Genomic DNA, 23,968 nt, shown 5'->3' with positions numbered 1-23,968 from the left:
TGTTGTCCTCACTTCCTCAGTCGCGGGTTGAGGACATCGCGCAGCTGATCTCCCACCAGATTGATGGAAACCACGGTGACGAGCAGGGCTATGCCGGGGAAGAACGAGATCCAGTATTTGCCGCTGATCACATACTCAAAGCCATTGGCGATGAGCAGGCCGAGGGATGGTTCTGTCTGCGGCAGGCCAACGCCAAGGAACGACAGAGTTGCTTCCAGCGCAATGGCGTGGGCGGTCTGTACGGTTCCCACCACGATAAGTGGTGGCAAGCAGTTGGGCATGATGTGCAAGAAGAGCACGCGGGCATGGCTGAGGCCAAGGCACGTGACAGCTTCCACGTATTCCTTGCCGCGCTCGACCAGAGCGGTTCCCCTCACCGTTCGGGCGTAATAGGCCCATTGCGCGACGACCAGAGCGAGGATGATTTTATCGACTCCCTTGCCCAGCAAAGCCAGCAGCATCAAAGCAACCAGAGAGGCTGGGAAGGAGAGTTGCAGGTCCACAATGCGCATGATGAAGGTTTCGGTGCGCCCTCCGGCATAAGCTGCGATCAAGCCAACGGACATGCCGATGATGAGCGCGATGATGCCACTGGTGACGCCGACAGAGAGTGAGATGCGCAGGCCGTAGAGGATGGCGGAGAAGAGATCGCGCCCTGCCCCATCTGTGCCCAGCCAGAAGGTATAGCCGTCGAAGCTTTCAGCACCGGGTTCCATGCGCGCATCCAGAACGCTGACTTGCGCCAGATCGTATGGGTTTTGCGGGGTGATCCATGGTGCGAACAGTGCCGCCATGATGATCGTGAAAAGGAGAAGCGCTGCGACGACAGCGACTTTGCTTTCAACAAACTCTGAAAGGAAACGGCCCATAGGCGTTTCGCCTGAAAAGAGCTTCTTTCGCGGCGGTTTGAGGCTTGTTTCTATGGTCATGGTCACCCCTTAGCTTGTCGCATCCTGAAGCCGCACGCGCGGGTCCAAAATGGAATAGAGGATGTCAACAATCAGGTTGATGACGACGAAGAGCACCACGATGATCATCAGATAAGCCACGATGATTGGCCGATCGAGCTGCTGAATGGCATCGATGAGCAGCTTGCCCATGCCGGGCCACGCGAAGATGGTTTCCGTCACCACAGAAAAGGCGATGAGGGAGCCGAACTCAAGACCGAGGACAGTGACCACCGGGATCATGATGTTCTTGAACAGGTGCACCATGACAATGCGGTTGGCGGACAGGCCTTTGGCGCGGGCGAACTTGATGAAGTCCATATGCATGACTTCCCTCACCCCTGCCCGCGTCAGGCGGATAACCAGCGAGATCTTCAGGAGCGCGAGGTTTATTGCGGGAAGGACGATGTGTGAGAAGCCATCGGCCGTCAGGAACGACACCTGCAAACCGAGAACTGAGATGGTCTCTCCACGTCCTGTGGCGGGCACCCAGTCGAGCATCACTGCGAAGAGCATGATCATCATGATGCCAACCCAGAATGTGGGCAGCGAGAAGCCCAGAATTGAGCCGCTCATGATGAGGCGTGAGGAAATGGCGTTGGGGCGCAGGCCTGCGTAAAGGCCCAGCGGGATGCCGATGACAATCGCCATGAGGAGCGCCATAAAGGCGAGCTCCAGCGTGGCGGGCATGCGTTCTATGATGAGTTTCAGGGCTGACTCACCGAAGACAAAGGAGGTGCCTAAGTCGCCTTTAAACGCGTTGCTGACAAAAACCATGTATTGCTGCCACACGGGCTTATCGAGGCCGAAGTCGCGGATAACGCGCTCAATCTCGGCCTGATCCGCATCCGGTGCGACCAGCATATCGATGGGATCACCCACCACATTCACGCCAAAGAACACAATGACGGACATAGCAATCATGACTATACCACTTTGCATCAGGCGTCTGAGAATGAAGACAGACATGTCTCTAAATCTTTCGCAGGTAAAGCCAACCCATTGAAATTACAGGGGTGTCAATCTGGCTTCAGATAAGAAAAAGGCCGGCATGGAACCTAAGCCGGCCTTTTGATTGCGTGCGATTACTCAGCGGATACGCCCCAGGACAGGGTGTATTCATCCGTGCGTGGCAGGTACTGGAGGCCCTTGCGGGTCGCCCATGTGTTCACCTGATAGTGCAGCGGAATGATCGCCTGATCGTTGATGGCGATCTCAGTTGCTTTGGCCAGCAAGTCCTGACGCTTTTCATCATCAACGGTGGCCAGAGCTTCCTCAATCATGGCGTCTACTTCAGCATTGGAGTAGCGACCACGGTTGGAGGAGCCAAAGCCCTTGTCCTTGTCGTAGGTATGGATGAGAGAGCGCAGCGGAGACGATGCTTCACCGGAGCCAGCGCCCCACCCTACGAGAACCATTGAGAATTCTGGCGTGTTGTTTGGACCACCGCGAGATGCACGTTTAAAGTAAACAGAGCGCGGCATGGTTTCTACATCGGTTTTGATACCGACGCGGTTGAGCATCTGTGCGATGGCTTCCACGATCTTGGCATCGTTGATGTAGCGGTCATTCGGGCCGTGTATGCGCAGCTCAAAGCCATCACCAACGCCTGCAGCGGCCAGAAGCTCTTTTGCACCCTTTGCATCATATTCAACCGGCTTCAGGTTTTCGCTAACACCGAAGAACCCATCTGGCAGAAGCTGGCCTGCTTTGACAGCAACACCTTCCATCACGCGCTCAACGATCAGATCACGGCTGATTGCCTTGGAGATCGCCTCACGAACGCGCTGATCTTTCAGCGGGTTTTTAATGGCTCCACCACCCATGGCTTTTACGAATGGGCTGTCATCACGATCATGATCCAGATGCAGATAGATGACGCGGTTGGACGGGCCTTGCCACAGAGAGACTTTGTCGTTGCCGCTAAGCACTTCAATGTCTGTTGTTGGGACACCGTTGATCAGGTCAACATCACCCGCCAGCAAAGCCGCCACGCGAGATGGGCCGGATTTGATTGGCTTGAAGGTTACCTTATCCCACTTCGGTTTTGCGCCCCAGTAGTCAGCATTTGCTTCCAGCACAATGCGGTCGCCCGGCACATACTCAGCAAACTTATATGGGCCTGAACCGACGGTCGCTGTACCGGCGTTGTACATCTCGGTTGTTGCATCTGTGCCTGCTTCTACAGAGATGATGCTGACCGTTGAAATGTCATTCGGAACAAGCGGATAAGGCTTTTCGGTCGTGATATGGATTGTGTAGTCATCAATCTTTTTGACCGTTTTGCCTTTGGTGTATGTGGCAAAACTGGATGGTGAGTTTGGCACATTTGGTGCGCGCTCAAATGAGAACACCACGTCATCCGCATTGAACGGATTGCCATCATGGAACACCACGCCTTCACGCAGTTTCAACTCCCATGTGGTGGCGTTGATTGGCTTCCAGCTGGTTGCCAAACCGGGCTGTAGCTGCTGTTTCTCGTTTTGGTGAATAAGGCGGTCGAACATATGATAAGCGATCATATTGTTCGGGCCCAGATTGTGGTAGTGCGGGTCAATCGCGCTTGGCTCTGAAGACAAGCCGATGGTCAGATCTTCAGCTGAAGCCACTCCACCCAAAAGCAACATGGCACTTGCTGTTCCAGCAAGCCATTTCTGCAGCTTAATCATTGCTGCTCTCCCCTCGAAATTATCGTTCCCTCTGGCGATTAAAATTCATTCGCCCAGTAACAATGCCGCTGCTTCTTTATTGGATGTGTCTTCGCCACAAGGGCAAATCACCGGTAGAGCTTCGCGGTTGACTTAAACCGTAGTATGTGTTTTCAACATTGTCATTCAAAAATTTATAATCAAAACGCATAGAACTATGTCCGATACCCCTACCCGTCCACGCTTGAGCCTTCGAGAGTTTGAAGTTTTACGCGCCGTGATCAGCGTTCGGAAAACAACTGCAGCCGCTGCCCGCCTTGGTATTTCGCAGCCAGCGGTGAGCCGCGCGATCAAGCATCTGGAAGAGCGACTGGGCAAGACGCTGTTTAATCGCGACAGCGGACGACTGGTGCCGACCTCTGATGCACTGGCGCTGAATGAGAAGCTTGAGCCGGTGTTTGAGATGTTAGCGGGCATTGAAAACGAGACATTCGTTTCTCAGCACAGCAGTAAACCGCTGCGTCTTGCGGCACCTCCAACAATCTCACACCGCTTCCTGCTTGGTGTGATTGCGGAGTTCATCAAGGCTTATCCGGGGCAGAAGGTGGAGCTGGAGATTGGGACATCCTCTGATGTGCGCAATCATGTGGCTGAAGGGCATGCGGACCTTGGGATTACGGATGGGCTTTCCAAGCATGCCGGATTGACGCTGGAACCGCTGCGCTCTGCCATTGCACATGCGGTTTTGCATCGGGACCATCCCCTTGCCAGCAAAGCGTTTATTGAGCCCGAGGACTTTGACGGGCAGGATTTCGTCGCCCTCACCCGCCGGTTTCCGGTGCGCGCTATTTTGGAGCGCATGTTTGCGGAACGGGGAATTCGGCCTAATATTGTTGCCGAATCTTCTACCGCCGTCTCCGTGAGTGAGCTGGTGCATGCAGGTGTTGGTGTCAGCGTCCTCAACCCGTTTCCTGTGGCGCGAAACCATCCAGAAACGCTGGTTTTTCTACCGTTTAAGCCGCGTATTTCCTACCTCAACGCCTTCATATTGCCTGCAACGACACCCAGCACTCCAATCGCCAGAAAATTCATTGAGTTCACGCGCGCCTTCGAGATTGAGGACCCATATTCAACACCAGCCTAGATGCATTTTCGGGCTGGTGTGACCTATACTTTTCAAGGACCATTGCCATGATTATTGAAAGTACAGCTTACCCTATCGAAATCGATTTTCCCGATATCCTGCCCTACAAAGTCGGAAACACCGGCGTGGACTGGATCACGACATTCGACTCCGGCGCTGCCGGGCCACATGTGATGATTTCAGCTCTGGTGCATGGTAACGAACCATGTGGCGCCGTTGCTCTGGACTGGTTGTTCAAGCAGGAAGTTCGCCCTATTCGCGGCAAACTGAGCTTCGCTTTCATGAACGTGGCAGCCTACAACGCCTTTGACCGCAATGACCCAACCGCATCACGCTATCTGGATCAGGATTTCAACCGCGTCTGGCAATCAGCTTCCCTCGATGGCCCGGAGGTAACACGCGAGCTGGAACGGGCGCGCGAAGTGCGGCCTGTGATTGAGAGTGTTGATTATCTGCTGGACCTGCACAGCATGCAGCACAAAAACCCACCTTTAATGCTGGCGGGTGATCAGGAAAAAGGACGGGCGCTCGCCAAACAAGTTGCTGATCCTGAATGGATTATTTGCGACTCTGGGCATGCAGAAGGCAAGCGACTGCGTGATTATGACGGGTTCTCTGAGCCCTCTAGCCCAAAAGCTGCATTACTGCTGGAAGCTGGACAACATTGGGAAGCAGCAGCAGGCCCTCGCGCGATTGCAGCGAGCATCCGTTTCCTGCGTGCAACAGAGTGCGTACCAGCTGACTTTGGTGAAGCGTTTTTGGAGGAACAGCAGCCATTAGTGCCGCAAAAGACTATAGAAATCGTCGCGCCTGTTACGGTTCAAAGTGAAAACTTCCGCTTCAACGAAGATTATCGCGGAATGGAAGTGATCGCCAAGCAAGGCACGGTGCTTGCGATGGATGGCGATACGCCTGTTGTCACACCACACGACAACTGCGTCTTGATTATGCCAAGCCGTCGTCTACAGGTTGGAAAGACAGCGGTTCGTTTGGGTAAGCTGTTGGATTAAAATAGACTTTGGCTGGGGCATCACCCCAGCCTTTTTGACTTAAGCGTTCAGTTCAGCAGTTTCTGAGCAGATGTTTTTCAAGCTTTTCCATTGCCATTCTGGCAGCACCGGATCCCTTTTGGCATCCGGATTGACGGCCTGATTGAGCGTGTCAACGCGCTCTTTCGTTGGCGGGTGGCTGGAGAGGAAACCAAGAGCTTCTGTCAGCGCGTTGTCATGCTCATGCTCTTTCGAGATTTTCTCCAGGAAGCTCGCCAATCCTGTCGGATCAACGCCTGCATTTTCCAGCATCTGAACCGCGAATAAGTCTGCCTCGCGTTCCATATCCCTAGAGTAAGAGCTGTCCAGCATCGCTTCACCCACACTGGCGACAATACTGCCACCGGTGAAGTCTCCGATGAACATGGAAAAGACAATACCGGTTCCAGCCACGTTGATGAGCTGTTGCATGGAATGGCGGTATTTAACGTGGCCAAGCTCGTGCGCCAGCACTGCAGCGAGTTCATCTGGACTATCAACCACTTCCAGTGTCTTTGAGAGGATCGTAATCCGACCGCCGGGCAGCGCGAAGGCGTTGGGTATCTTGCTCTCAACAACAGTCATTACCGGATCAAATGGCAGGTCCATGCCGTTTGTGAGGCGCTTTGCCATTTGCTCAAGCGCGGCTTGTCCTGAAGAGGCTTTGCAGATTTTCTCTTCGCTGAACGCGGGGATCAGTGTTTCTTCCACGTTCTTGCCGAGCTTTTCTTCCCAAGATTTGGGGACGTTATGGACGGCGTATTTAGAGAAGGCGGGCAAGAAGTAGATCAACGCCACGGCAATCAAAGCGATAGAGGCCAGACTGCCGAACACTATTTTCTTGGTGTTCTCTCGCTTTGGAAGACCTGCCACCAAGCGGATTTTGCGCTCGACGGTTTTAGCGAGTTCGTCTTCAGTGATCTTGATGTAAGCGGTGCTTCGGGGGGTGTTTTGCTCTACCAGCATAACCGTTGGAGAGGTCCAGTCGCAAAGCAGTTTCGCGGCAGACCAACGCACATACTCCTGATCACCTGCCAGATCTGTGAGGACCATTTCATCATAGTCGAACCAGATCTGGCAACTGCGTACAGCTGCGGATGTACCGTCGAAAAACTCTGCAGTTCCAAGCAATTGCTTCATGGTCAAACCACTTCAAACCCAGCATCAAGCGTATCGGCCAGCCCCATACCAACGGCATTCTCCAGATCACCAGAGGCGATGGCATCTTTAACGCTGTGGGCATTAAACACGACAATGCTGCTCATCTTCCATTCAAACATCATGACCTGCAACACCATCATGTTCGCGAAGAGAAGAACGCCGTAGTAGAGGGCAAAGACTGGCAGGAACGTGATGCTAAACATGGAGCTTTCAAAGCCTTCCAAACCTTGATCCAAGCCTGAAGATGCCATGCTGAACGCAGCAATGCCCGCAATAGCACCAACAATTGAAACGCCAACGCCAACAATCACAGCATGGATAATATAGGCCCCATAATACTTCGAAGCACTGATATTGCTTTCAAAGCTGGTGTCACCAATCTTGGTTGAGCGCACCTGGAGCCGGAAAATTGCGGCGAATGCGACCGGCCAAAGTACCATTGAAAGTAGGAATGCTACAGGCAAAAAGGCGAGGGCTTTCCCTTGAGTAAAGACCGCTGCCAACAACAAGATAGCCGCTGGGAAGAAAAAGATCACATAGACGATTAATAGCGCCTGAAAGTAATCTTTTGCCGTCGCAGAGTAGCTGAACTGCTGATTGCCGAAGTAGCTAACCTCCGTCAGCATTCTGTCTAGTTTGGCCTGACGCCATGGGAAAGCAATACCCAGAGTAATGACAGAGAGGATCGTCCAGAACAGCCAGGCACCTACGTAACGCCATGCGGAGCCTTGCATGTGGAAGCGGATGCCGCGCCAGCTGGTGCGGGTCAGAAGATATCTGCGGCGGCGGAAGAGGGCGTAAGGCGTGAGAAGGAAGCCAACGACGAACATGATGGCGAAACCAACCAGCGTTGCTATTGGACCCATGAATTGTAGGCCAAAGCCGAGTGCATAGAACGGGATCAGGATCGCCAACGCAATCAGGAAGCCGATAAACAGTTCTTTCCCTGTGCCATGGTAGCGAAGATGATCACCCTCAACGTGGGTTGCCGACCACAAAGAGCGACGCAGGCCTGTCATGGCCCAAAAGCGGTAGATGCCCAAGGTGACGACCGTCAGAGCCACCCATTTGATGACACGGCCAAAGAATGAGCCCCCAGAGAAAAGGACATAACTGCGCTTGGTTTCAGGCGGAGTTGCTGTTGCAATATCAATTGTCATTGCGTGATCCAAAATGAATTAAGAAAACGTCTTTCTCTGTAGTTCCACTCGTCAAATTATGCAAACACGTGAAAGTTGAGTGAGCAACATTATTCTAATTTGGCCTCACGGCCAGGAATACATGAGAAATTCTTAGTCTAACAAAACAGGCGCACCTTTGGGGGTGCGCCTGTTTGGAATCGATGATTTGGGTTTGCTTAGACGAAGCAGTCCATGATTTCTTGTTCGCGGATGATGCCGACGGGGCGGTCGCCGCGGAAAACTGCGATTGGGCCAGCGTGTTTGCGCTTCATTTCAATCACATCGCGGATCATCTGCTTGGCAGTGCATCTCGGCATATCGTCAACGCTTACGATGATGTCTGCGCTTGCATCTGACAGATTAGTCATGATGTCTTCTGCGTGCAGAACGTTGAGTGGGTTCATGTGGGCCACGAAAGACTCAACGTATTCATCGACCGGGTTCTTCACGATCTCCTGCGGCGTGCCAATCTGCACCACATGACCACCTTCCATGATGGCAATGCGGTTGCCGATTTTGGCGGCTTCATCGAGGTCGTGGCTCACAAACACGATGGTTCTGTGCAGCTTTTCTTGGAGGTCCAGCAGCTCATCCTGCAAGTGACTGCGGATGAGAGGATCCAGAGCGGAGAATGGTTCATCCATCAGCAGGATTGGTGCATCGGTGGCAAAGGCTCGGGCCAGACCAACACGCTGCTGCATGCCGCCGGAAAGCTCATGCACGTATTTGTCGCCCCAGCCGCCGAGGCCGACGAGTTCCAGCTGCTCCTCAACGCGTTCAAGACGCTGAGATTTCGGGATACCGGAGAGTTCCAGACCAAAGCCAACGTTGTCGCGCACGGTGCGCCATGGCAACAAGCCGAACTGCTGGAACACCATAGCAACGCGCTCGCGGCGCAGTTTGCGCAGACGTGCAGCAGAGCAGGTGGTTGGGTTGACCTGTTCGCCATCATCCGCCACCAGAATTTCACCGCGGCAAACCTTATTGAGGCCGTTGATGGCGCGGAGCAGGGTGGATTTGCCGGAACCGGACAGGCCCATCAGAACGAGAAGTTCGCCCTGCTGGATATCGAAGGTCGCGTTGGCAACACCAACCAGCTGGCCAGTTTCTTCCTGAATTTCTGCGCGGGTTTTACCAGCATCAATCAGGGGCAGGGCCACGTCTGGCTTATCACCGAAGACGATGGACAGGTTTTTGAAGGAAACAACAGGATTGGTCATTACTTGCCGCCCTTATCTTCTGAGCTTTTGAAGAAGCGGTCCAGCACGATAGCAACCAGAACGATTGCAATGCCGACTTCAAACCCTTTTGCGATGTTCACTGTGTTCAGCGCACGCAATGTTGGAACGCCAAGGCCATCCGCGCCAACTAGGGCAGCGATCACGACCATGGACAGGGACAACATGATGGTTTGCGTCAGGCCTGCCATGATGTTTGGCAGGGCGTATGGCAGCTCGATCTTGAAGAGCTTTTGCCAGTAGGTGGCCCCAAAGGCTTCACCGGCTTCCAGCAGGTGCTTTGGAGTGGAAGCAACGCCGATCTGGGTCAGGCGGATTGAAGCTGGCAGAGCGAAAACGACGGTAGAGATCAGACCCGGAACCACACCCAGACCAAACAGGATAAGGGCAGGGATCAGGTACACGAATGTCGGGATTGTCTGCATCAAGTCCAGCACAGGACGCACCCAGGAGAAGAACTTTGGATGGTGTGCGGAGTAAACGCCGACAGGAATACCAATCAACATACAGATGAATGTGGAGCTGAGGATCAGCGCCAGTGTTTCTGTGGTTTCATCCCAGTAGCCCTGATTGATGATGAGCAGCAAGCTCAGAGCAACAAACACGGAGAACATGACGGACCTTCTGACCACAAAGGCCAGACCGGTGGCAATAACGACAATGCCGAGCGGGTGAGGGGCTTGCAAAAGCCATAGTACACTGTCGATCAGCCATTCAATTGCAACAGAAATTGCATCGAAAAAGCCACTTGCGTTGTCAGTGAGCCAGTCAACGTACCACTTGGCCCATTTGCCAATGGGTAGTTTATGCTCTGTTAGCCACTCCACGGGAAACCTCAGATTTTGTTATTGTATATCAACGCGTTAACGTAATTCAAATCAATCGGGCGAGATGCAAAAAGCTTGATACCGACACGCAGCCTGCCCCAGTTGCGCATTGATTATTCCGGTTGTCGGAAGGCTCCGGAAAAACGCGCTAAGAGGCGGAGTGCGAGTTTATCGCATCCGCCTCTCAAATTATGCTCGGTAATGACGCTTAGAGGCCGAACGCAGCCTTTGCAGCAGCTAGGCCGTCTTTACCGTCGAAGGTGGTTACGCCATTCAGCCATTTATCAAGAGACTCTGGGTTCTTCTTGATCCATGCCTTTGCAGCATCAGTTGGCTCTTCACCATCGTTCAGGATCGCATTCATGATCTCATTTTCCATCTCAAGAGAGAAGGTGAGGTTCTGAAGGAACTTGCCCATGTTCGCGCACTCTGCAGAGTAACCTGCGCGGGTGTTGGTGAGAACGTCTGCACCACCGAAGTTTGGACCAAAGAACTCATCACCACCGGTGAGGTACTTCAGCTCAAAGTTGGAGTTCATTGGGTGCGGAGCCCAGCCGAGGAAGACGATGTCCTGATCCTTACGGGTCTTACGAGCGACCTGAGACAGCATGCCAGCTTCAGATGATTCGACGAGTTCGAATCCCTTCAGGCCGAATGCGTTTTTCTCGATCATATCAAGGATAAGACGGTTACCATCGTTGCCTGCTTCGATGCCGTAAATCTCGCCATCAAGGTCACCAGAGAATTTTGCGATGTCGGCAAAGTCCTTCAGACCCTTGTCGTAGGTATACTTAGGAACAGCCAAAGTATACTTGGCGCCAGTCAGGTTGGTTTGAACAGTATCAACGGTGCCAGCTTCACGATATTTCGCGATATCAGCTTCCATTGTTGGCATCCAGTTGCCAAGGAATACATCGATATCATTATTTGCGAGAGACGCGTAAGTTACTGGCACGGAAAGTACTTTTACGTCTGTTTCGTAACCGATTGCATCCAGAACAGAAGTTGCTGTTGCGGTGGTTGCGGTGATGTCTGTCCAGCCCACGTCGGAGAAGCGTACGGTTTTACAGGCTTCCGCTTCTGCGGCGAGAGCTGACCCAGTGATCAGTAATAGTACTGAAGCAGAAGTAGAAAGTTTCTTTACCAAGCTACTAGCAACACTCATGTAAATCTCCCCAATTTCGGTATTTATTTAATAGAGCCGTAGAATTGTGTAGAAAACATGTCCCAAACACTCTTCAGCCGATAATTAAATTTTCAAATTCCTTCGTTCACCTAAGCTAATAAAGACCCGATGGACTAAAGGCAACCTCTCCACCAGATATTAATTACGATAAATCGGAGTGCAATACTTTTCAAAAGCTCCAAAATGTTCTAAGAACTATTTTTATTGATTGAACGTTCAATAAAAATAATCTTGGAGTGAGTGCGGCGCGCATGCCTAAAGTCGGAATGGAAGAGGAACGCAAAACCTCGATCATCATGGGGACGATCAAAGCGATCCATGAAAAGGGGTATGCTGCGACCACAATGGCGGATATCGCCAAGAATGCTGGCGTCTCGACAGGACTGCCGCATCACTATTTCGGCTCGAAAGCAGCTGTGTTCAACGCGACCATGAGCTTCCTGCTGAAGGATCTGAGCAAGCAATCACGAAGCCGCCTGCTGAAAGCGAAGACGCCTATGGAGCGGATCGATGCGATCATCCATACCAACTTCAGCGATGAGCAGTTTCAGCCTTCGGTTATCTCGGCCTGGTTTGCGTTTTACGTGGTGGCGCGCACCGAGCCTGCAACGCGTCGCTTGCTGCAAGTTTATCATCGACGGCTGATTTCGAACCTCACCGCCGAGTACCATCGCGTTACGGATCGTCAGACGGCAATTACCGCAGCTGAGGGCACTGCTGCGATGATTGATGGGCTGTGGCTGCAATGCGTGCTGACGACCAACCGGCCTGACGGATCACCAGCAACGATGCTGGTTCAGGACTACGTGAAGAAATGTTTCGACAGCTTTGAAACGACAGATACCCCACAATAAAAACTGGAATACGGCTTATAGCCCAAGAGAATACAATGACTGCAGATTTCATTATTGTAGGCGCTGGCTCTGCTGGTTGCGCCCTGGCAAACCGTCTTTCTGATAATCCCCAAAACAAGGTGGTTTTGCTGGAATTTGGCGGCACGGATATCGGTCCGTTCATCCAGATGCCTGCTGCTTTGTCTTATCCGATGAACATGTCCCGTTACGACTGGGGCTATGAGAGTGCGCCTGAGCCGCATCTGGACGGACGTCGGCTTGCGCTGCCACGCGGTAAGGTGATTGGCGGCTCTTCCTCCATCAACGGCATGGTGTATGTGCGCGGTAATGCCTGCGACTTTGACGCCTGGGAAGAGATGGGTGCGAAAGGCTGGGGCTATCAAGATGTTCTGCCTTACTTCGAGCGTCTTGAAAATGCGACCTCTGGTGATGAAGGATGGCGCGGCCGGTCTGGTCCGTTGCACGTTTCTCGCGGATCGCTGTGGAGCCCGCTTTACGAAGCCTTTGTGAAGGCTGGTGAAGAAGCTGGTTATGCGCGTACTGAGGATTACAACGGTTATCGCCAGGAAGGCTTTGGCGAGATGGAAATGACGGTGCATGATGGCCGTCGCTGGTCCGCTTCCAACGCCTATCTCTGGCCGATCAAAGGGCGTGAAAACCTTGAGATCATCTCCGGCGCACATGTGAACCGTGTTCTCATGGAAGGTAAGCGTGCTGTTGGTGTTGAGTACATGCGTGGCGGACAGCTGCATCAGCTGAAATGCACCCGCGAAGTGATTGTTTCTGCCTCTTCCATCAACTCACCGAAGCTGCTGATGCATTCCGGCATTGGTGACGCGGCGGCTCTCTCTGCGCTGGGTATTGATGTGGTTGCTGACCGCAAAGGCGTTGGCGCGAATTTGCAGGACCATCTGGAGCTTTACATCCAGCAGGCCTGTACGCAGCCGATTACGCTTTACAAGCACTGGAACCTGCTCTCAAAAGGGGTGATTGGCGCACAATGGCAGCTGATCAAGTCTGGTCTGGGCACTTCAAATCACTTTGAAACCTGTGGCTTCATTCGCTCCAAGGCGGGTGTGAAGTATCCTGACATTCAGTTCCACTTCCTGCCATTTGCGGTTCGCTATGACGGACAAGCAGCGGCTGAAGGCCATGGCTATCAGGTTCATGTTGGGCCAATGCGCTCCAAGTCTCGCGGTGCAGTGACTTTGCAGTCTGCTGATCCGATGGAGAAGCCAAACGTGCTGTTCAACTACATGAGCCATGAAGAGGATTGGGAAGACTTCCGTGCTTGTATCCGCCTGACCCGTGAGCTCTTTGCGCAACATGCGTTTGACCCATTCCGCGGCAAAGAAATTCAGCCGGGCAGCGACGTTGAGACAGACGAACAGCTGAACGGGTTCATCAAGGAGCACGTTGAAAGCGCGTTCCATCCATGCGGCACCTGTAAGATGGGTGACGCGACCGACGAAACTGCTGTGGTAGATAGCGAATGTCGTGTGATTGGCGTTGACGGTTTGCGCGTTGCGGATAGCTCCATCTTCCCGCAGATTACGAACGGAAACCTCAACGCGCCTTCCATCATGGTTGGTGAGAAGGCAGCTGACCATATTCTTGGAAAAGGTATGCTTCCTGCCAGTGACAAGCAGGCGTGGGTACACCCGAACTGGCAGAACGAACAACGTTAAGTGTTGGATTAAGAAATGACGAAAACAGATACTCTGACAAATGCATCCCTGCGTGCGCAGCCTAGTGGATCTCACTTCATCGGCGGCACTTACGTTGAAGATACAATGGGTGAGGAGATCCTGAGCCTTTACCCAGCAACGCAGGAGGTGATTGCGCGCGTTCATTCCGCAACACCTGCAATCATCACCAAAGCGGTTGCTTCTGCCCGCACCGGTTTTGCTATCTGGCGCTCCATGGCACCTGCTGAGCGCTCCCGCGTTCTGCGCAAGGCTGCTGATTTGATGCGTGAGCGGAACCGCGAGCTTTCCGAGCTGGAAACCCTTGATACCGGCAAGCCACTGCAGGAAACACTGGTTGCTGACGCTGCTTCTGGTGCGGAAGCGCTGGAATACTTTGCGAGCGTTGCTGCGACTTCCAACGGCGAGCACATCGACCTTGGTGGGTCTTATGCACTGACAAAGCGCGAGCCACTGGGCATCTGCCTTGGCATTGGCGCGTGGAACTATCCGATCCAGATTGCAGCGTGGAAAGCAGCGCCAGCTTTGGCTGCCGGTAATGCGATGATCTTCAAGCCATCTGAAGTGACCTGCCTGTCTGCGCTGAAGCTTGCTGAGATCTTCCGTGAAGCTGGTTTGCCTGATGGTGTGTTCAACGTGGTACAGGCAGACCGCGAGGCAGCGGCAGCTCTCGTGGCACATCCTGAAATCGCGAAGGTTTCCCTGACCGGTTCTGTACCAACAGGCATGAAGGTTGCTGAAAAGGCGGCTTCTCAGTTGAAGCATATGAGCCTTGAGCTGGGCGGCAAATCTCCGATCGTGATTTTTGAAGATAGTGACATCGACAATGCTGTTGCTGCGGCGATGAATGCTAACTTCTATTCCACCGGCCAGATCTGCTCCAACGGCACACGCGTGTTCGTTCATTCTTCCATTAAAGAAGAGTTCCTGAAGCGCCTGAAAGAACGTACTGAGAAGATCCTGATTGGTGATCCACTCAACGAAGACACGCAGCTTGGCCCGCTTGTTTCCAAAGCTCAGCTGGAAAAAGTGATGGATTACATCGCGATTGGCCAGAGCGAAGGTGCTGTGCTGTATGCTGGTGGTGGTCGTCCGCAGGTGGATGGTCTGGGCCGCGGCTTGTTTGTGGAGCCAACCATCTTCACCGAGGTGAAAGACGACATGCGCATCGCGTGTGAAGAGATCTTTGGCCCTGTGATGTGTGTGCTGGACTTTGATGATGAAGCTGATGTGATCCGTCGCGCTAACAATACCGAGTTTGGTTTGGCAGCTGCTGTGTTCACCAAGGACATCCAGCGTGCTTACCGTGTGATTGATCAGTTGGAAGCAGGTACTTGCTGGATCAACAACTACAATCTGACCCCGGTTGAGATGCCATTTGGTGGCTTCAAGCATTCCGGTATTGGTCGTGAGAACGGTCAATGGGCGCTGGATCAATACTCTCAGGTGAAGAGCATCTATGTTGAGATGGGTGATGTTGAGGCTGGCTGGTAAGCAGCCTCAAGCATCTTCTTGAAAAAGCAGAATAGGGGAACTTGCCCCTATTCTCTCATAGCGTGGGCGATCTGATCGACCATTGGCTTCATGATGTACGAGATCACCGTGCGGTTCTCTGTCTGAATGAATGCCTCAACCGGCATACCTGGCACCAGGTTCTTGCCGCCCAACTTATCCATTTCATCCTCAGAGATGGTCAACTCGGCCATATAGAAGCTGAGACCGGTTTTGGGATCTTCCAGCAAGTCAGGTGAGATGGTTTTCACAGCTGCCGTCAGCTCCGGCGTTGTGCGCTGGTCAAAGCTTGGCAGGCGGACAGTTGCTTCCTGATTTGGAGTAAGCTGGTCCACATCAATTGGCTGAACCTGCGCTTCAATCACGAGCACATCTTCTCGTGGCACGATTTGCATCACCACTTCACCGGGAGCGATCACACCGCCGATGGTGTGAATGGTGAGGTCATGCACTGTGCCAGATTGCGGTGACTTGATTTCCATACGCATTAACTGGTCCTGAGCTGCGATCTTTTTCTCTTCAAGCTGAGCGATTTCCGCCCGTACCTGCTGAAGCTGTTCCAACGTCTTGGTCATGACGTCTTCTTCGATCTGCATGATCTGGATATTGCGTTCTGCGATGGCTTCTTCAGTCTTAGCAATCTGAGCAATGAAGTCGCCGTATTCACCCTGAAGCTTGGTTTTTTCACGCTTCAGAGCCGTCACACGGGACTCAGTGACCAGCTTCTTGGCGAGCAACTTGTGCAGGTCTTCCAGCTCACCATCGATCAGGCCAATTTCGATTTCCTTGGCATCTCGTTGCTGAGACAGACCATCAATCTGCTTTTTGTACTGCTCAATCTGCGCCCGCATCTGGTCCTGACGACCGCGTAGGTTCTTGGTCTTTGCCACCATCATGCGGCGCTGACCTTCTTGTATGGTGTTCAGAACCTGTGAATGCGCATCGTCAGCAGCCCGTGACGGGAACAGGATTTCCTCTTCACCGTCCCGTTCTGCAATCAAGCGGGCTTCCTGAGAGTAGAGGTTGTCCAGCTGCTTCGTGACGACAGCAAGATTTGCTCTGGTCACCGTATCATCAAGACGAAGCAGAGTGTCGCCAGCATCTACGGTGTCGCCGTCCGTCACCATGATGGAGCGAACAATGCCGCCTTCCATGTGCTGAACGTTCTTGGTGTTGGTTTCAACAACGATGGTGCCGGGAGCGATGATCGCGCCGCGGATTTCCATCAGGCCTCCCCAGAGGCCGACGCCTCCAACGAGAATAACGACCAAAAGACCAGCGCAGATCAGGTGGAACCGGATGCTGCCTTTCAGCTGTTTGTCGCTTTCAGAATGGTTATGCATCACGCTGCTCCCTGTTTCTGCGGAGCCTTAGCTGGTTGTTTCGGTTTTACCTGCGGAGTCTGTACCGGGGTGACGAGTTGCTTCATCACTTCATCGCGCGGCCCAAACGCTGCCTGACGGCCCTCGTTCAGCACGAGCACCTTATCGACTGCTGCAATTGCGCTTGGGCGGTGAGCAATGACAATGACGATCTTGCCGCGACCACGCATGAGCTTGATCGCATGGGTCAGGCACGCTTCACCTTCGGAATCGAGGTTGGAGTTCGGCTCATCCAGCACGATCAGGAATGGCTCGCCGTACATGGCACGAGCAAGTGCGATCCGCTGGCGTTGTCCGCCGGAGAGGGCATAGCCGCCGGTGCCGATGACGGTGTTGTAACCATCAGGCAGGCCGGTGATGAACTCATGCACGCTGGCAATTTTCGCAGCTTCGATGACATCATCCGGGTTCGCATCTTCCTTGAAGCGGGAGATGTTTTCCGCGACTGTTCCGTCAAACAGCTGAATGTCCTGAGGCAGGAAGCCGATGAACTGGCCGATACGGTCGGACGACCATTGGTCCAGCTCGGAACCATCGAAGCGGATGGAGCCCGTGAGGGCGTTGGTGATGCCCACGATAGAACGAGACAGGGTGGATTTACCGGAACCAGATTTACCGATCACGCCCAGACCCTCACCTGCTGCGAGGCTGAATGAGATGCCTTGCACGATTGGTTGGCGGATACCAACAGGACCGCATGCCACGCCATCCAAATCGATCTTCTGGTGAGGGAGAGGCAGTTCCATCACATTGTTGGCATCGGTCTTGTTTTCAATCACACGGCGCAAACGTGCCAGACCCTGACGGGCAGCGAGGAAACCTTTCCATTGGGAAACAGCCTGCTCAACCGGAGCCAACGCACGGGAGGACATAATTGAAGACGCAATCATCACACCGGAGGTGACTTCCTGCTGAATAACAAGCCAAGCACCCATGCCGAGCATGGCGGACTGGAGCACGAAGCGGAAGGTTTTAACTGCCGTTGCGAAGAACGCTGCTCTGTCGCCTGCTTTGCGCTGTTTGATCAGGTAGGCATCATTTCCCTGATGCCATCTGTTCTTCATGGTTTCCATCATGCCCATGGCCTGAATGACTTCAGCATTGGCACGGCTGGCTTCCACGATAGCGGAGCGGCGGTTGGTTTCAGCGGCAGCTTCACTGGATGGCCGGCGGGAGGAGAACTCGTTCAGTCCTACCAGCGCGCAGATCACCAGCGCACCACCGATTGCCATCATGCCCAGATATGGGTGGAACAGATACACGATCGCGAAGTAGAGCGGCATCCAGGGCAAGTCAAAGATGGCGGAAGGGCCGGGGCCGGAGAGGAAGCTGCGCACCTGATCCAGATCCTGTACCGGGCGCATCTTGGAGCCTTTCGGGCCAAGGATAAGTGGCAAGCTTGTTGAGATTTCGTAGGAGACGCCAGAGAGCTGAGCGTCAACACGCTGTCCGAGGCGTGAAAGAACACGACTGCGGAGCGTTTCCAAAATGCCATAGAAAAGAAAGAGGACGCCTACAAGTGTTGCCAGAACGAGCAGTGTTGGCACTGATCCACTTGCGAGGACGCGGTCATAGACCTGCAGCATAAAAAGGGGGCCAGTCAGCATCAAAATATTCAACAGCATGCTGACGCCGCCGATTCCAAGCAGTGCGGACCTTAGAGATCTGAATGCATGGGTGATTACAGATTCTTTTTGTCGTTGGCTGCCGGGCATAAGCTTTCTCCCAATTGTCTTCGGGGATTAAAGCAAGAAACCCCCTCCCGGTTTTCGCCGGGAGGGAGCAGTTCGCTAGGTTACTTTGTTGATCAGATCAGGTTGTCGTCCTGATTGATCGAGTGGATCTGATCCACAACACCGCCGTCTTCCGTTACGATGGTATTGAAGTCATCTGCCTCAAAGTTTGCCTCTGTCAGATCATCAGCACTGATGCCGTTCAGGGTGTAGGTGTGACCACCATTGTCCAGAACTTCGATCACAACATTGTTGTTCTCTTCAGTGATCTGAACCTGAGATGCGTTCAGGTTGCCGAAATCGATGGTGTCGGTTGCAGGGTCGAAGTTCGTGATGACTTCTTCTGCTGCCCAATCCCAATTGATTTCTACGGTATCGCCACCGATTGCACCGTTGCCGTTGTTGGCTGCAGCTGCGAGAGCTGGTTCCGGAGCATCCTGTGTTTCGCGAGGACCTTCTTCCTGTTCAGCTTCTTCAGCCGGTGCTGCAACTGCATCATCGTCTCTGCTGCTGGAAGCGGCTGCTTCTTCAGGAGCGGATGGAGCTTCAGGTGCTTCTGGAATGTAGGTTGTGTCTACATTTTCAGCTTCAGACTGAGTTCCTACATCTGCCAGATTTTCGGCATTTGCGAGGAAGTCCTCAATCTTGGCCTGAGCGGCTGCATCATTTGCGAGGATGCTGTTTGCTGTCAGGTCTGCGACAACAATACCAACCAGAAGCAGGGACCGTCCGCCATTACCTGGCAGGGTAAAGAGGACGCCATCGTCAGTCTGTTCAACTTCGAACTGACCGCCGCCAATCCAACCGATGTTCACGGTATCCTGGGCTGGGTTGAAGTCCTGTACCTCTTCCTGCTTGCCCCACTGCCAATCCAGTGTGAACTCGCGAGGAGAACCATCACCCGGATCAACTGGGTCAACCGGATCGACTGGATCCACAGGATCCGGATCTGGAGTTGGATCTGGATCAGGGGTCGGATCTGGGTCTGGGGTTGGATCTGGATCCGGAGTTGGATCAACCGGAGGCTGAGTGCTGCCACCAGCAAGCAGATCGCGGATTTCCTGCAGGGTAGAAGGATCTTTGATGTCGAAGTTATCGGCATTCAGATCTTCAAGGAACACACCTTCCAGCAGGAGGGTCTGACCGCCATTGGATGGCAGGGAAATCACCAGACCGTCTTCGCTTTCAGTGAAGCTGATCTGATCTGAACTGATCCAGCCAATGCTGATCTTATGTTCTGCAGGGTTGAAGTCGGTGATAACGCTGTTCTCACCCCAAGCCCAAGTGAACACAACCACACCGTCGCCAGGAACCTGACCTGGAGTACCTGTGCCCGGGTCAACTGGGTCGACCGGATCGACTGGGTCAACAGGATCAACTGGGTCCGGATCCGGATCAGTTGGATCAACCGGATCGACTGGGTCAGTTGGACCGAAGTCGCCTGGTCTTGTCTGGTGACCGTCTGTAGTGTCGCCTGCTGGTGCCTCTGGGGTCAGAAGACCTTCACGGCTAACAAGGGTCACGTCATTTTGGTCGAAACCGAATGGCACTTCGAGGTTATCTTCCATGACCTGGTCGAAGTGGAACTCAAGCTGACCTGGAACCAGATCATCAAGAGAGATGCCTTCGAAGAGGAAGCTCTGACCACTTGGCAGAGTAGAAATCAGCAGACCGTCGTCGGTTTCTTCAACACTCAGACGCTCACGTGTACCGTAGTACAGGAAGCTGATTTTCATAGTGGCTGGGTCAAAGTCAGAGATAACTTCGTGTACGCCGTACTCGTGGGACCGGATGTAGACTGTGTCGTCTTCGCGTGGACCCACGCCTTGTTCCCAAGAGACCACACCGCCCAGATCCTGACGCAGGTGTTCGTTCCCGACGATTCCGAAGTCTGAGATGTCGACATCCTGATAGGTCACTCCCTGAACGATCTGTGCCGCGGAGCTCCATGGGCTATCGATGACGATTTCACCAGAAGGTGCCTTGGTTACGATTAGGCCGTGCACAGATGTGCCGCCGAAGTCCAGCTCATCCGTGGCCGGATTGAAGCCAACAATATCGTCCGCGTTGGTATCTGCGCGGAACTTGGAGCCGCCTTCGTCTGTTGTGCCAGTTACGGTAGGAGGGTTGGAGCCGTCATTGTCATAGACAAGTTCGTATCCGCCGCCCTGGCCCGGATTTGGCTGTTCTACTGTCTCACCGATTGCGGAGACAACTTCGTTAAACGCAGACTGTTCTGCGACAGAGAAGTTCGCCAATGACAGATCGGAGAGCGTTACACCCTGGAAGATGGTGGTGGAGAGGATGTTGCCGAGTTCATCGGTAATCACGATGCGGACAGTTTGTCCAAGTGCATCACCACTTTCTTCGAAGATCTCGAACTGCTCACCGGTTACACCCTGCAGGATGTGGATCATGTCGGTTGATGGATCAAAGTCCGGAACAACCTGAGATTCACTGTCCAGACCAAGCATGTACATGTCGCCGGTGTGGCCGCCGTGACCGTCGTCGCCATCACCTGGATGACCACCATGACCGTCATCTCCGTCACCCGGATCAACTGGATCTACTGGGTCGACAGGATCAACCGGATCGACTGGGTCAACAGGGTCCACCGGATCAACTGGATCGGTTGGATCCACTGGCTGGGAGTTGCCGCCAACAAGATCTCTGATGAGCTCTGCTGCAGATGCATCCTGAATGGAGAAGTTAGCCATAGTCAGGTCGGCGAGGGAAACTCCGGCCAAGAGCAAGGTCTGACCACCATTGGAAGGGATAGAGAAGAGAACGCCATCGGCAGTCTCAGTCACATTAAGCTGATCGGAGCTGATCCAGTCCACGAAGATCACGCCATCTTCGGTGTCAAAGTCGTTCACGACTTCCTGTTCACCGTAGGACCATGTGACCACCACGTCTGCATCTTCCTTTGGCACGCCAACGCCTGGCAGAGAGCCGTTCAGGCCTTCATCACCAGTCAGACGGTCCTGGAAGTAGTCGATCGCTTCGTCAACAGATGGGCTCTCAAAGCCACCAAACTGTTCAACATACTGAAGAATGGATGTGCCGTACTCATCCTGAGAAACGTTGCCACCCTGCAGGAGAGCAAGGGTGCCGTACGCACCACGCAGGTGAGCGGCAGCCAGAATACCGGTTAGTGTGAGGGTTACGCTAACCTCTTGGCCGTTCTGCTCGTATGTGAATTCCTGTCCAATAAAGTCATCCAGTGTCTGACCACTGTTGGACAGTCCGTTTTCGATAATCTGAAGATTGTAGCCAAACGCTTCCTGAATGGCGACTTCCTGCTTTTCAGCAGTCATGAAATCTTCAAGTGAGGTTACGCCGTTCTTGCCGGTCCACTGGCCATCCCATGTGTTGGTGGCCGCGCCGTTGCCGTAGAAGACGTCATCATCATAATAGCCCAGGTCAATAAGCAGGGCTTCACCAAACTGGTATCCGACAAACCCAAGTGAGTTCATGGAGCGATAAGACATTGCGCTCCACTGGTCGTCGTTCAGATCCCCCCAACTGTCATACTCTGGAAAGAAGTCTTGCACCGGACCGCCTGCCCATTCGTTGAGCTGCCAATCCTGAATTCTGCCGTCGTTGTATCTTTCGCGATCCCAACCGGATTCGAAAGCCCGCAATGCGTCACGGAATTCGTCATATGTGCCACGATAGTCCATTGTATTCCCTCAGTTTTTATTGAGAGATTCCAGACGACTCCGAAATAAGAGGAGCTAGCCGAATTGCTAAAGTCCAGACGGCTCATTGAGCCTCTCTCGTTAAAAACGAACGCTGATGCGATCTGACTGCAATTTTTGTTCTTTGCGTTTCCAACAGCCGCATAGTTTGCAGTACCGGTGATCGCTTCCGCGTTCGACGAGGGTGATTTTTCTGGAAATTGGGGCCAAATTTCGAAAGAAAAATGGAGTATTTATTACGGACGAATTTAAAAAAATCGCCTCGATTCAATGTTTTACATCACAGAATACCGCTTTCAGATTCTCACGATTCTGTTTTCGTCCAGTATTTCCGTGGTTTAACGATTCTGGAGATTTAGAAAGAGCTTTGGTATTTTATTGGCGTTTGGGCTGCCTTATTTGCCTTATTTGGCTTGTATTACTTTAGGATATGTACCTACACATTCTTGTGTATTATGCGGATATCACATGTACTCCACATGCGATCTGGGGACCGACTCAAACTGTCTGAGCAATCCCTAAAATTCTACCCGCATACATTGATGATTTTAGCAATGTTGATTTGCTCCCAAAATAAGAGTGGCGACTAGCTTATTCTGGGAGGAAGCTATGGCCACTATCGCTCTAAGCATGGCTTTGGCTCTGTGCTTTTTATCTGCTGCACTGCTGTTTCTGGCTGTAAGGAACAGGTGGACCGCACGCTCCAGGGTGCTGAAGCGCAAAGCGCCAATCAAAGGCGAGTTTGCACTCCATCCTCTCAATCTCATTAAAGAGGAAAAAGAGAAGATTGAGGGCGAACGCCTGAAGCGACGGGATGATCTCTAAGAGAAGTGCGTGGGTTCGCTGCCGGTAGGGCTGAAGATGGACTGCATCACTACTGTAAACATGCAGGCCGAACTGTCTTTGCTCAGGATGGGCGCAGCTCTGACCATGACTTGCCGAGATTCTGGCCTTTCGCCAGATGACCCCACTTGGTTTCCAGCATGCGATCATCAAGCTGGTAGACCGAGCGGAGCAGGTCGGTTGTCACCACATCCTGCGGTGTGCCATGAGCGACCAGATTGCCATGATTGAGCACGAAGATCTTATCTGCATAAACACAGGCCAGATCGATATCATGCAGAACGGCGATAACACCGCCGCCTTCATTGGCATACTTGCGGCCTGTTTCCAGCACATCGATCTGGTGCTTCAGATCGAGGCTGGCGGTCGGTTCATCCAGAAACAAGTAATTGGCCCGGCCTTCCTGTCGAGGCTCCCATACCTGACAGAGCACACGTGCCAGATGAACGCGCTGCTTTTCGCCGCCTGAAAGCTCCTGATAGTACCTGTGCAGGTAAGAGCTGAGACCAACCCGGTCGAGCGCTTCCAGCACGCGCGGGCGCAACTGCTTAGCAGAGAGGCCATGTGTGCCGGAGACGAGCCCCAGCATCACCACTTCTTCAACTGAGAACGGGAAAGAAAGCTGCGAGCTTTGCGGCAGGACGGCTCTGCGGCTTGCCAGCTCGACCGCCGGGACAGACAGGATCGAGGTGCCGTCCAGCATCACAGTGCCAGTGGTTGGCGTCAGATCGGCCGTCAAGCACTTCAGAAGTGTCGATTTGCCTGCGCCGTTAGGGCCGATGATGACGGTCAGCTCTCGCGGACAGCTGCGGAAGTAGACATCTCGCAGAAGCTTCTTTGGGCCTGCATGGACGGTGATGTTGATCGCTTCAAGCAT

Annotated in this window: 18 protein-coding genes; 6 read left to right on the top strand and 12 right to left on the bottom strand. The window is 53.2% G+C overall.

Going from position 1 to position 23,968, the window contains the following annotated elements; genetic code table 11:
* Positions 1–8: 8 nt before the first annotated feature.
* The 3 genes from PSE_RS02125 to PSE_RS02115 form a co-directional block, all read right to left on the bottom strand.
* The gene (locus PSE_RS02125) at positions 9–929 is read right to left on the bottom strand and encodes an ABC transporter permease (protein ID WP_041767833.1); all 921 of its coding nucleotides are present in this window, start codon (positions 927–929) and stop codon (positions 9–11) included.
* Between the two features lie 9 nt (positions 930–938).
* The gene (locus PSE_RS02120; RefSeq protein ID WP_014283365.1) at positions 939–1,916 is read right to left on the bottom strand and encodes an ABC transporter permease; all 978 of its coding nucleotides are present in this window, start codon (positions 1,914–1,916) and stop codon (positions 939–941) included.
* A 116-nt stretch (positions 1,917–2,032) separates the two neighbouring features.
* The gene (locus PSE_RS02115; RefSeq protein ID WP_014283364.1) at positions 2,033–3,616 is read right to left on the bottom strand and encodes an ABC transporter substrate-binding protein; all 1,584 of its coding nucleotides are present in this window, start codon (positions 3,614–3,616) and stop codon (positions 2,033–2,035) included.
* Positions 3,617–3,812: 196 nt separating this feature from the next.
* Between PSE_RS02115 and PSE_RS02110 the strand changes: the two genes are divergently transcribed.
* Positions 3,813–4,739 carry a LysR family transcriptional regulator gene (locus tag PSE_RS02110; protein ID WP_008550144.1) on the top strand — a complete coding sequence of 309 codons (927 nt, stop codon included), beginning with the start codon at positions 3,813–3,815 and terminating at the stop codon, positions 4,737–4,739.
* 47 nt (positions 4,740–4,786) lie between these two features.
* Complete coding sequence (locus PSE_RS02105; RefSeq protein ID WP_014283363.1) at positions 4,787–5,749, top strand: M14 family metallopeptidase; 963 nt, start codon at positions 4,787–4,789, stop codon at positions 5,747–5,749.
* A gap of 39 nt (positions 5,750–5,788) precedes the next feature.
* Here PSE_RS02105 and PSE_RS26590 read toward each other — a convergent pair whose 3' ends face one another.
* The 5 genes from PSE_RS26590 to PSE_RS02080 form a co-directional block, all read right to left on the bottom strand.
* The gene (locus PSE_RS26590) at positions 5,789–6,907 is read right to left on the bottom strand and encodes a M48 family metallopeptidase (protein WP_014283362.1); all 1,119 of its coding nucleotides are present in this window, start codon (positions 6,905–6,907) and stop codon (positions 5,789–5,791) included.
* A 2-nt stretch (positions 6,908–6,909) separates the two neighbouring features.
* Entirely contained in the window at positions 6,910–8,088 is a 1,179-nt protein-coding gene (locus PSE_RS02095; protein ID WP_014283361.1) for a DUF898 family protein, read from the bottom strand.
* 197 nt (positions 8,089–8,285) lie between these two features.
* Positions 8,286–9,329, bottom strand: coding sequence for a choline ABC transporter ATP-binding protein (gene choV / locus PSE_RS02090; protein WP_014283360.1), 1,044 nt, complete (start codon positions 9,327–9,329; stop codon positions 8,286–8,288).
* On the bottom strand, positions 9,329–10,174 hold the full coding sequence (choW, locus tag PSE_RS02085; protein WP_008550561.1) for a choline ABC transporter permease subunit: 846 nt from the start codon (positions 10,172–10,174) through the stop codon (positions 9,329–9,331). Before choW ends, choV begins: the two co-directional genes overlap by 1 nt.
* Positions 10,175–10,382: 208 nt before the next feature.
* Positions 10,383–11,339, bottom strand: coding sequence for a choline ABC transporter substrate-binding protein (locus PSE_RS02080; RefSeq protein WP_041767832.1), 957 nt, complete (start codon positions 11,337–11,339; stop codon positions 10,383–10,385).
* 272 nt (positions 11,340–11,611) lie between these two features.
* Here PSE_RS02080 and betI point away from each other — a divergent pair, with 272 nt between their 5' ends.
* From betI to betB, 3 genes are read left to right on the top strand one after another with little or no spacing between them, the layout of a single operon-like run.
* Positions 11,612–12,214 carry a transcriptional regulator BetI gene (gene betI, locus PSE_RS02075; protein WP_037037182.1) on the top strand — a complete coding sequence of 201 codons (603 nt, stop codon included), beginning with the start codon at positions 11,612–11,614 and terminating at the stop codon, positions 12,212–12,214.
* Between the two features lie 35 nt (positions 12,215–12,249).
* Complete coding sequence (gene betA / locus PSE_RS02070; RefSeq protein ID WP_014283357.1) at positions 12,250–13,902, top strand: choline dehydrogenase; 1,653 nt, start codon at positions 12,250–12,252, stop codon at positions 13,900–13,902.
* Positions 13,903–13,950: 48 nt separating this feature from the next.
* Entirely contained in the window at positions 13,951–15,414 is a 1,464-nt protein-coding gene (betB, locus tag PSE_RS02065) for a betaine-aldehyde dehydrogenase (RefSeq protein WP_174519198.1), read from the top strand.
* A 47-nt stretch (positions 15,415–15,461) separates the two neighbouring features.
* Here betB and PSE_RS02060 read toward each other — a convergent pair whose 3' ends face one another.
* The 3 genes from PSE_RS02060 to PSE_RS02050 all read right to left on the bottom strand — a co-directional run bounded on the left by PSE_RS02060 (position 15,462) and on the right by PSE_RS02050 (position 22,230).
* Entirely contained in the window at positions 15,462–16,775 is a 1,314-nt protein-coding gene (locus PSE_RS02060; RefSeq protein WP_008550662.1) for an HlyD family type I secretion periplasmic adaptor subunit, read from the bottom strand.
* Positions 16,775–18,529, bottom strand: a complete 1,755-nt coding sequence (locus tag PSE_RS02055; RefSeq protein ID WP_008550481.1) for a type I secretion system permease/ATPase — start codon at positions 18,527–18,529, stop codon at positions 16,775–16,777. The genes PSE_RS02060 and PSE_RS02055 overlap by 1 nt, the downstream gene beginning before the upstream one ends.
* Positions 18,530–18,621: 92 nt before the next feature.
* Positions 18,622–22,230 (bottom strand): hypothetical protein, encoded by a 3,609-nt coding sequence (locus tag PSE_RS02050; RefSeq protein WP_014283354.1) that lies wholly within the window; start codon positions 22,228–22,230, stop codon positions 18,622–18,624.
* A gap of 627 nt (positions 22,231–22,857) precedes the next feature.
* Between PSE_RS02050 and PSE_RS02045 the strand changes: the two genes are divergently transcribed.
* Positions 22,858–23,073: a hypothetical protein gene (locus PSE_RS02045; RefSeq protein WP_041767830.1), complete on the top strand. Its 216-nt coding sequence runs from the start codon at positions 22,858–22,860 to the stop codon at positions 23,071–23,073.
* 82 nt (positions 23,074–23,155) lie between these two features.
* Here PSE_RS02045 and PSE_RS02040 read toward each other — a convergent pair whose 3' ends face one another.
* A complete protein-coding gene (locus tag PSE_RS02040) occupies positions 23,156–23,968 on the bottom strand; it encodes a heme ABC transporter ATP-binding protein (protein WP_041767829.1) in 813 nt (270 codons plus the stop codon).

Origin of the sequence: Pseudovibrio sp. FO-BEG1 (assembly GCF_000236645.1) — a bacterium.
GTDB lineage: Bacteria > Pseudomonadota > Alphaproteobacteria > Rhizobiales > Stappiaceae > Pseudovibrio.
This window is presented reverse-complemented; position numbering and strand designations above follow the sequence as displayed.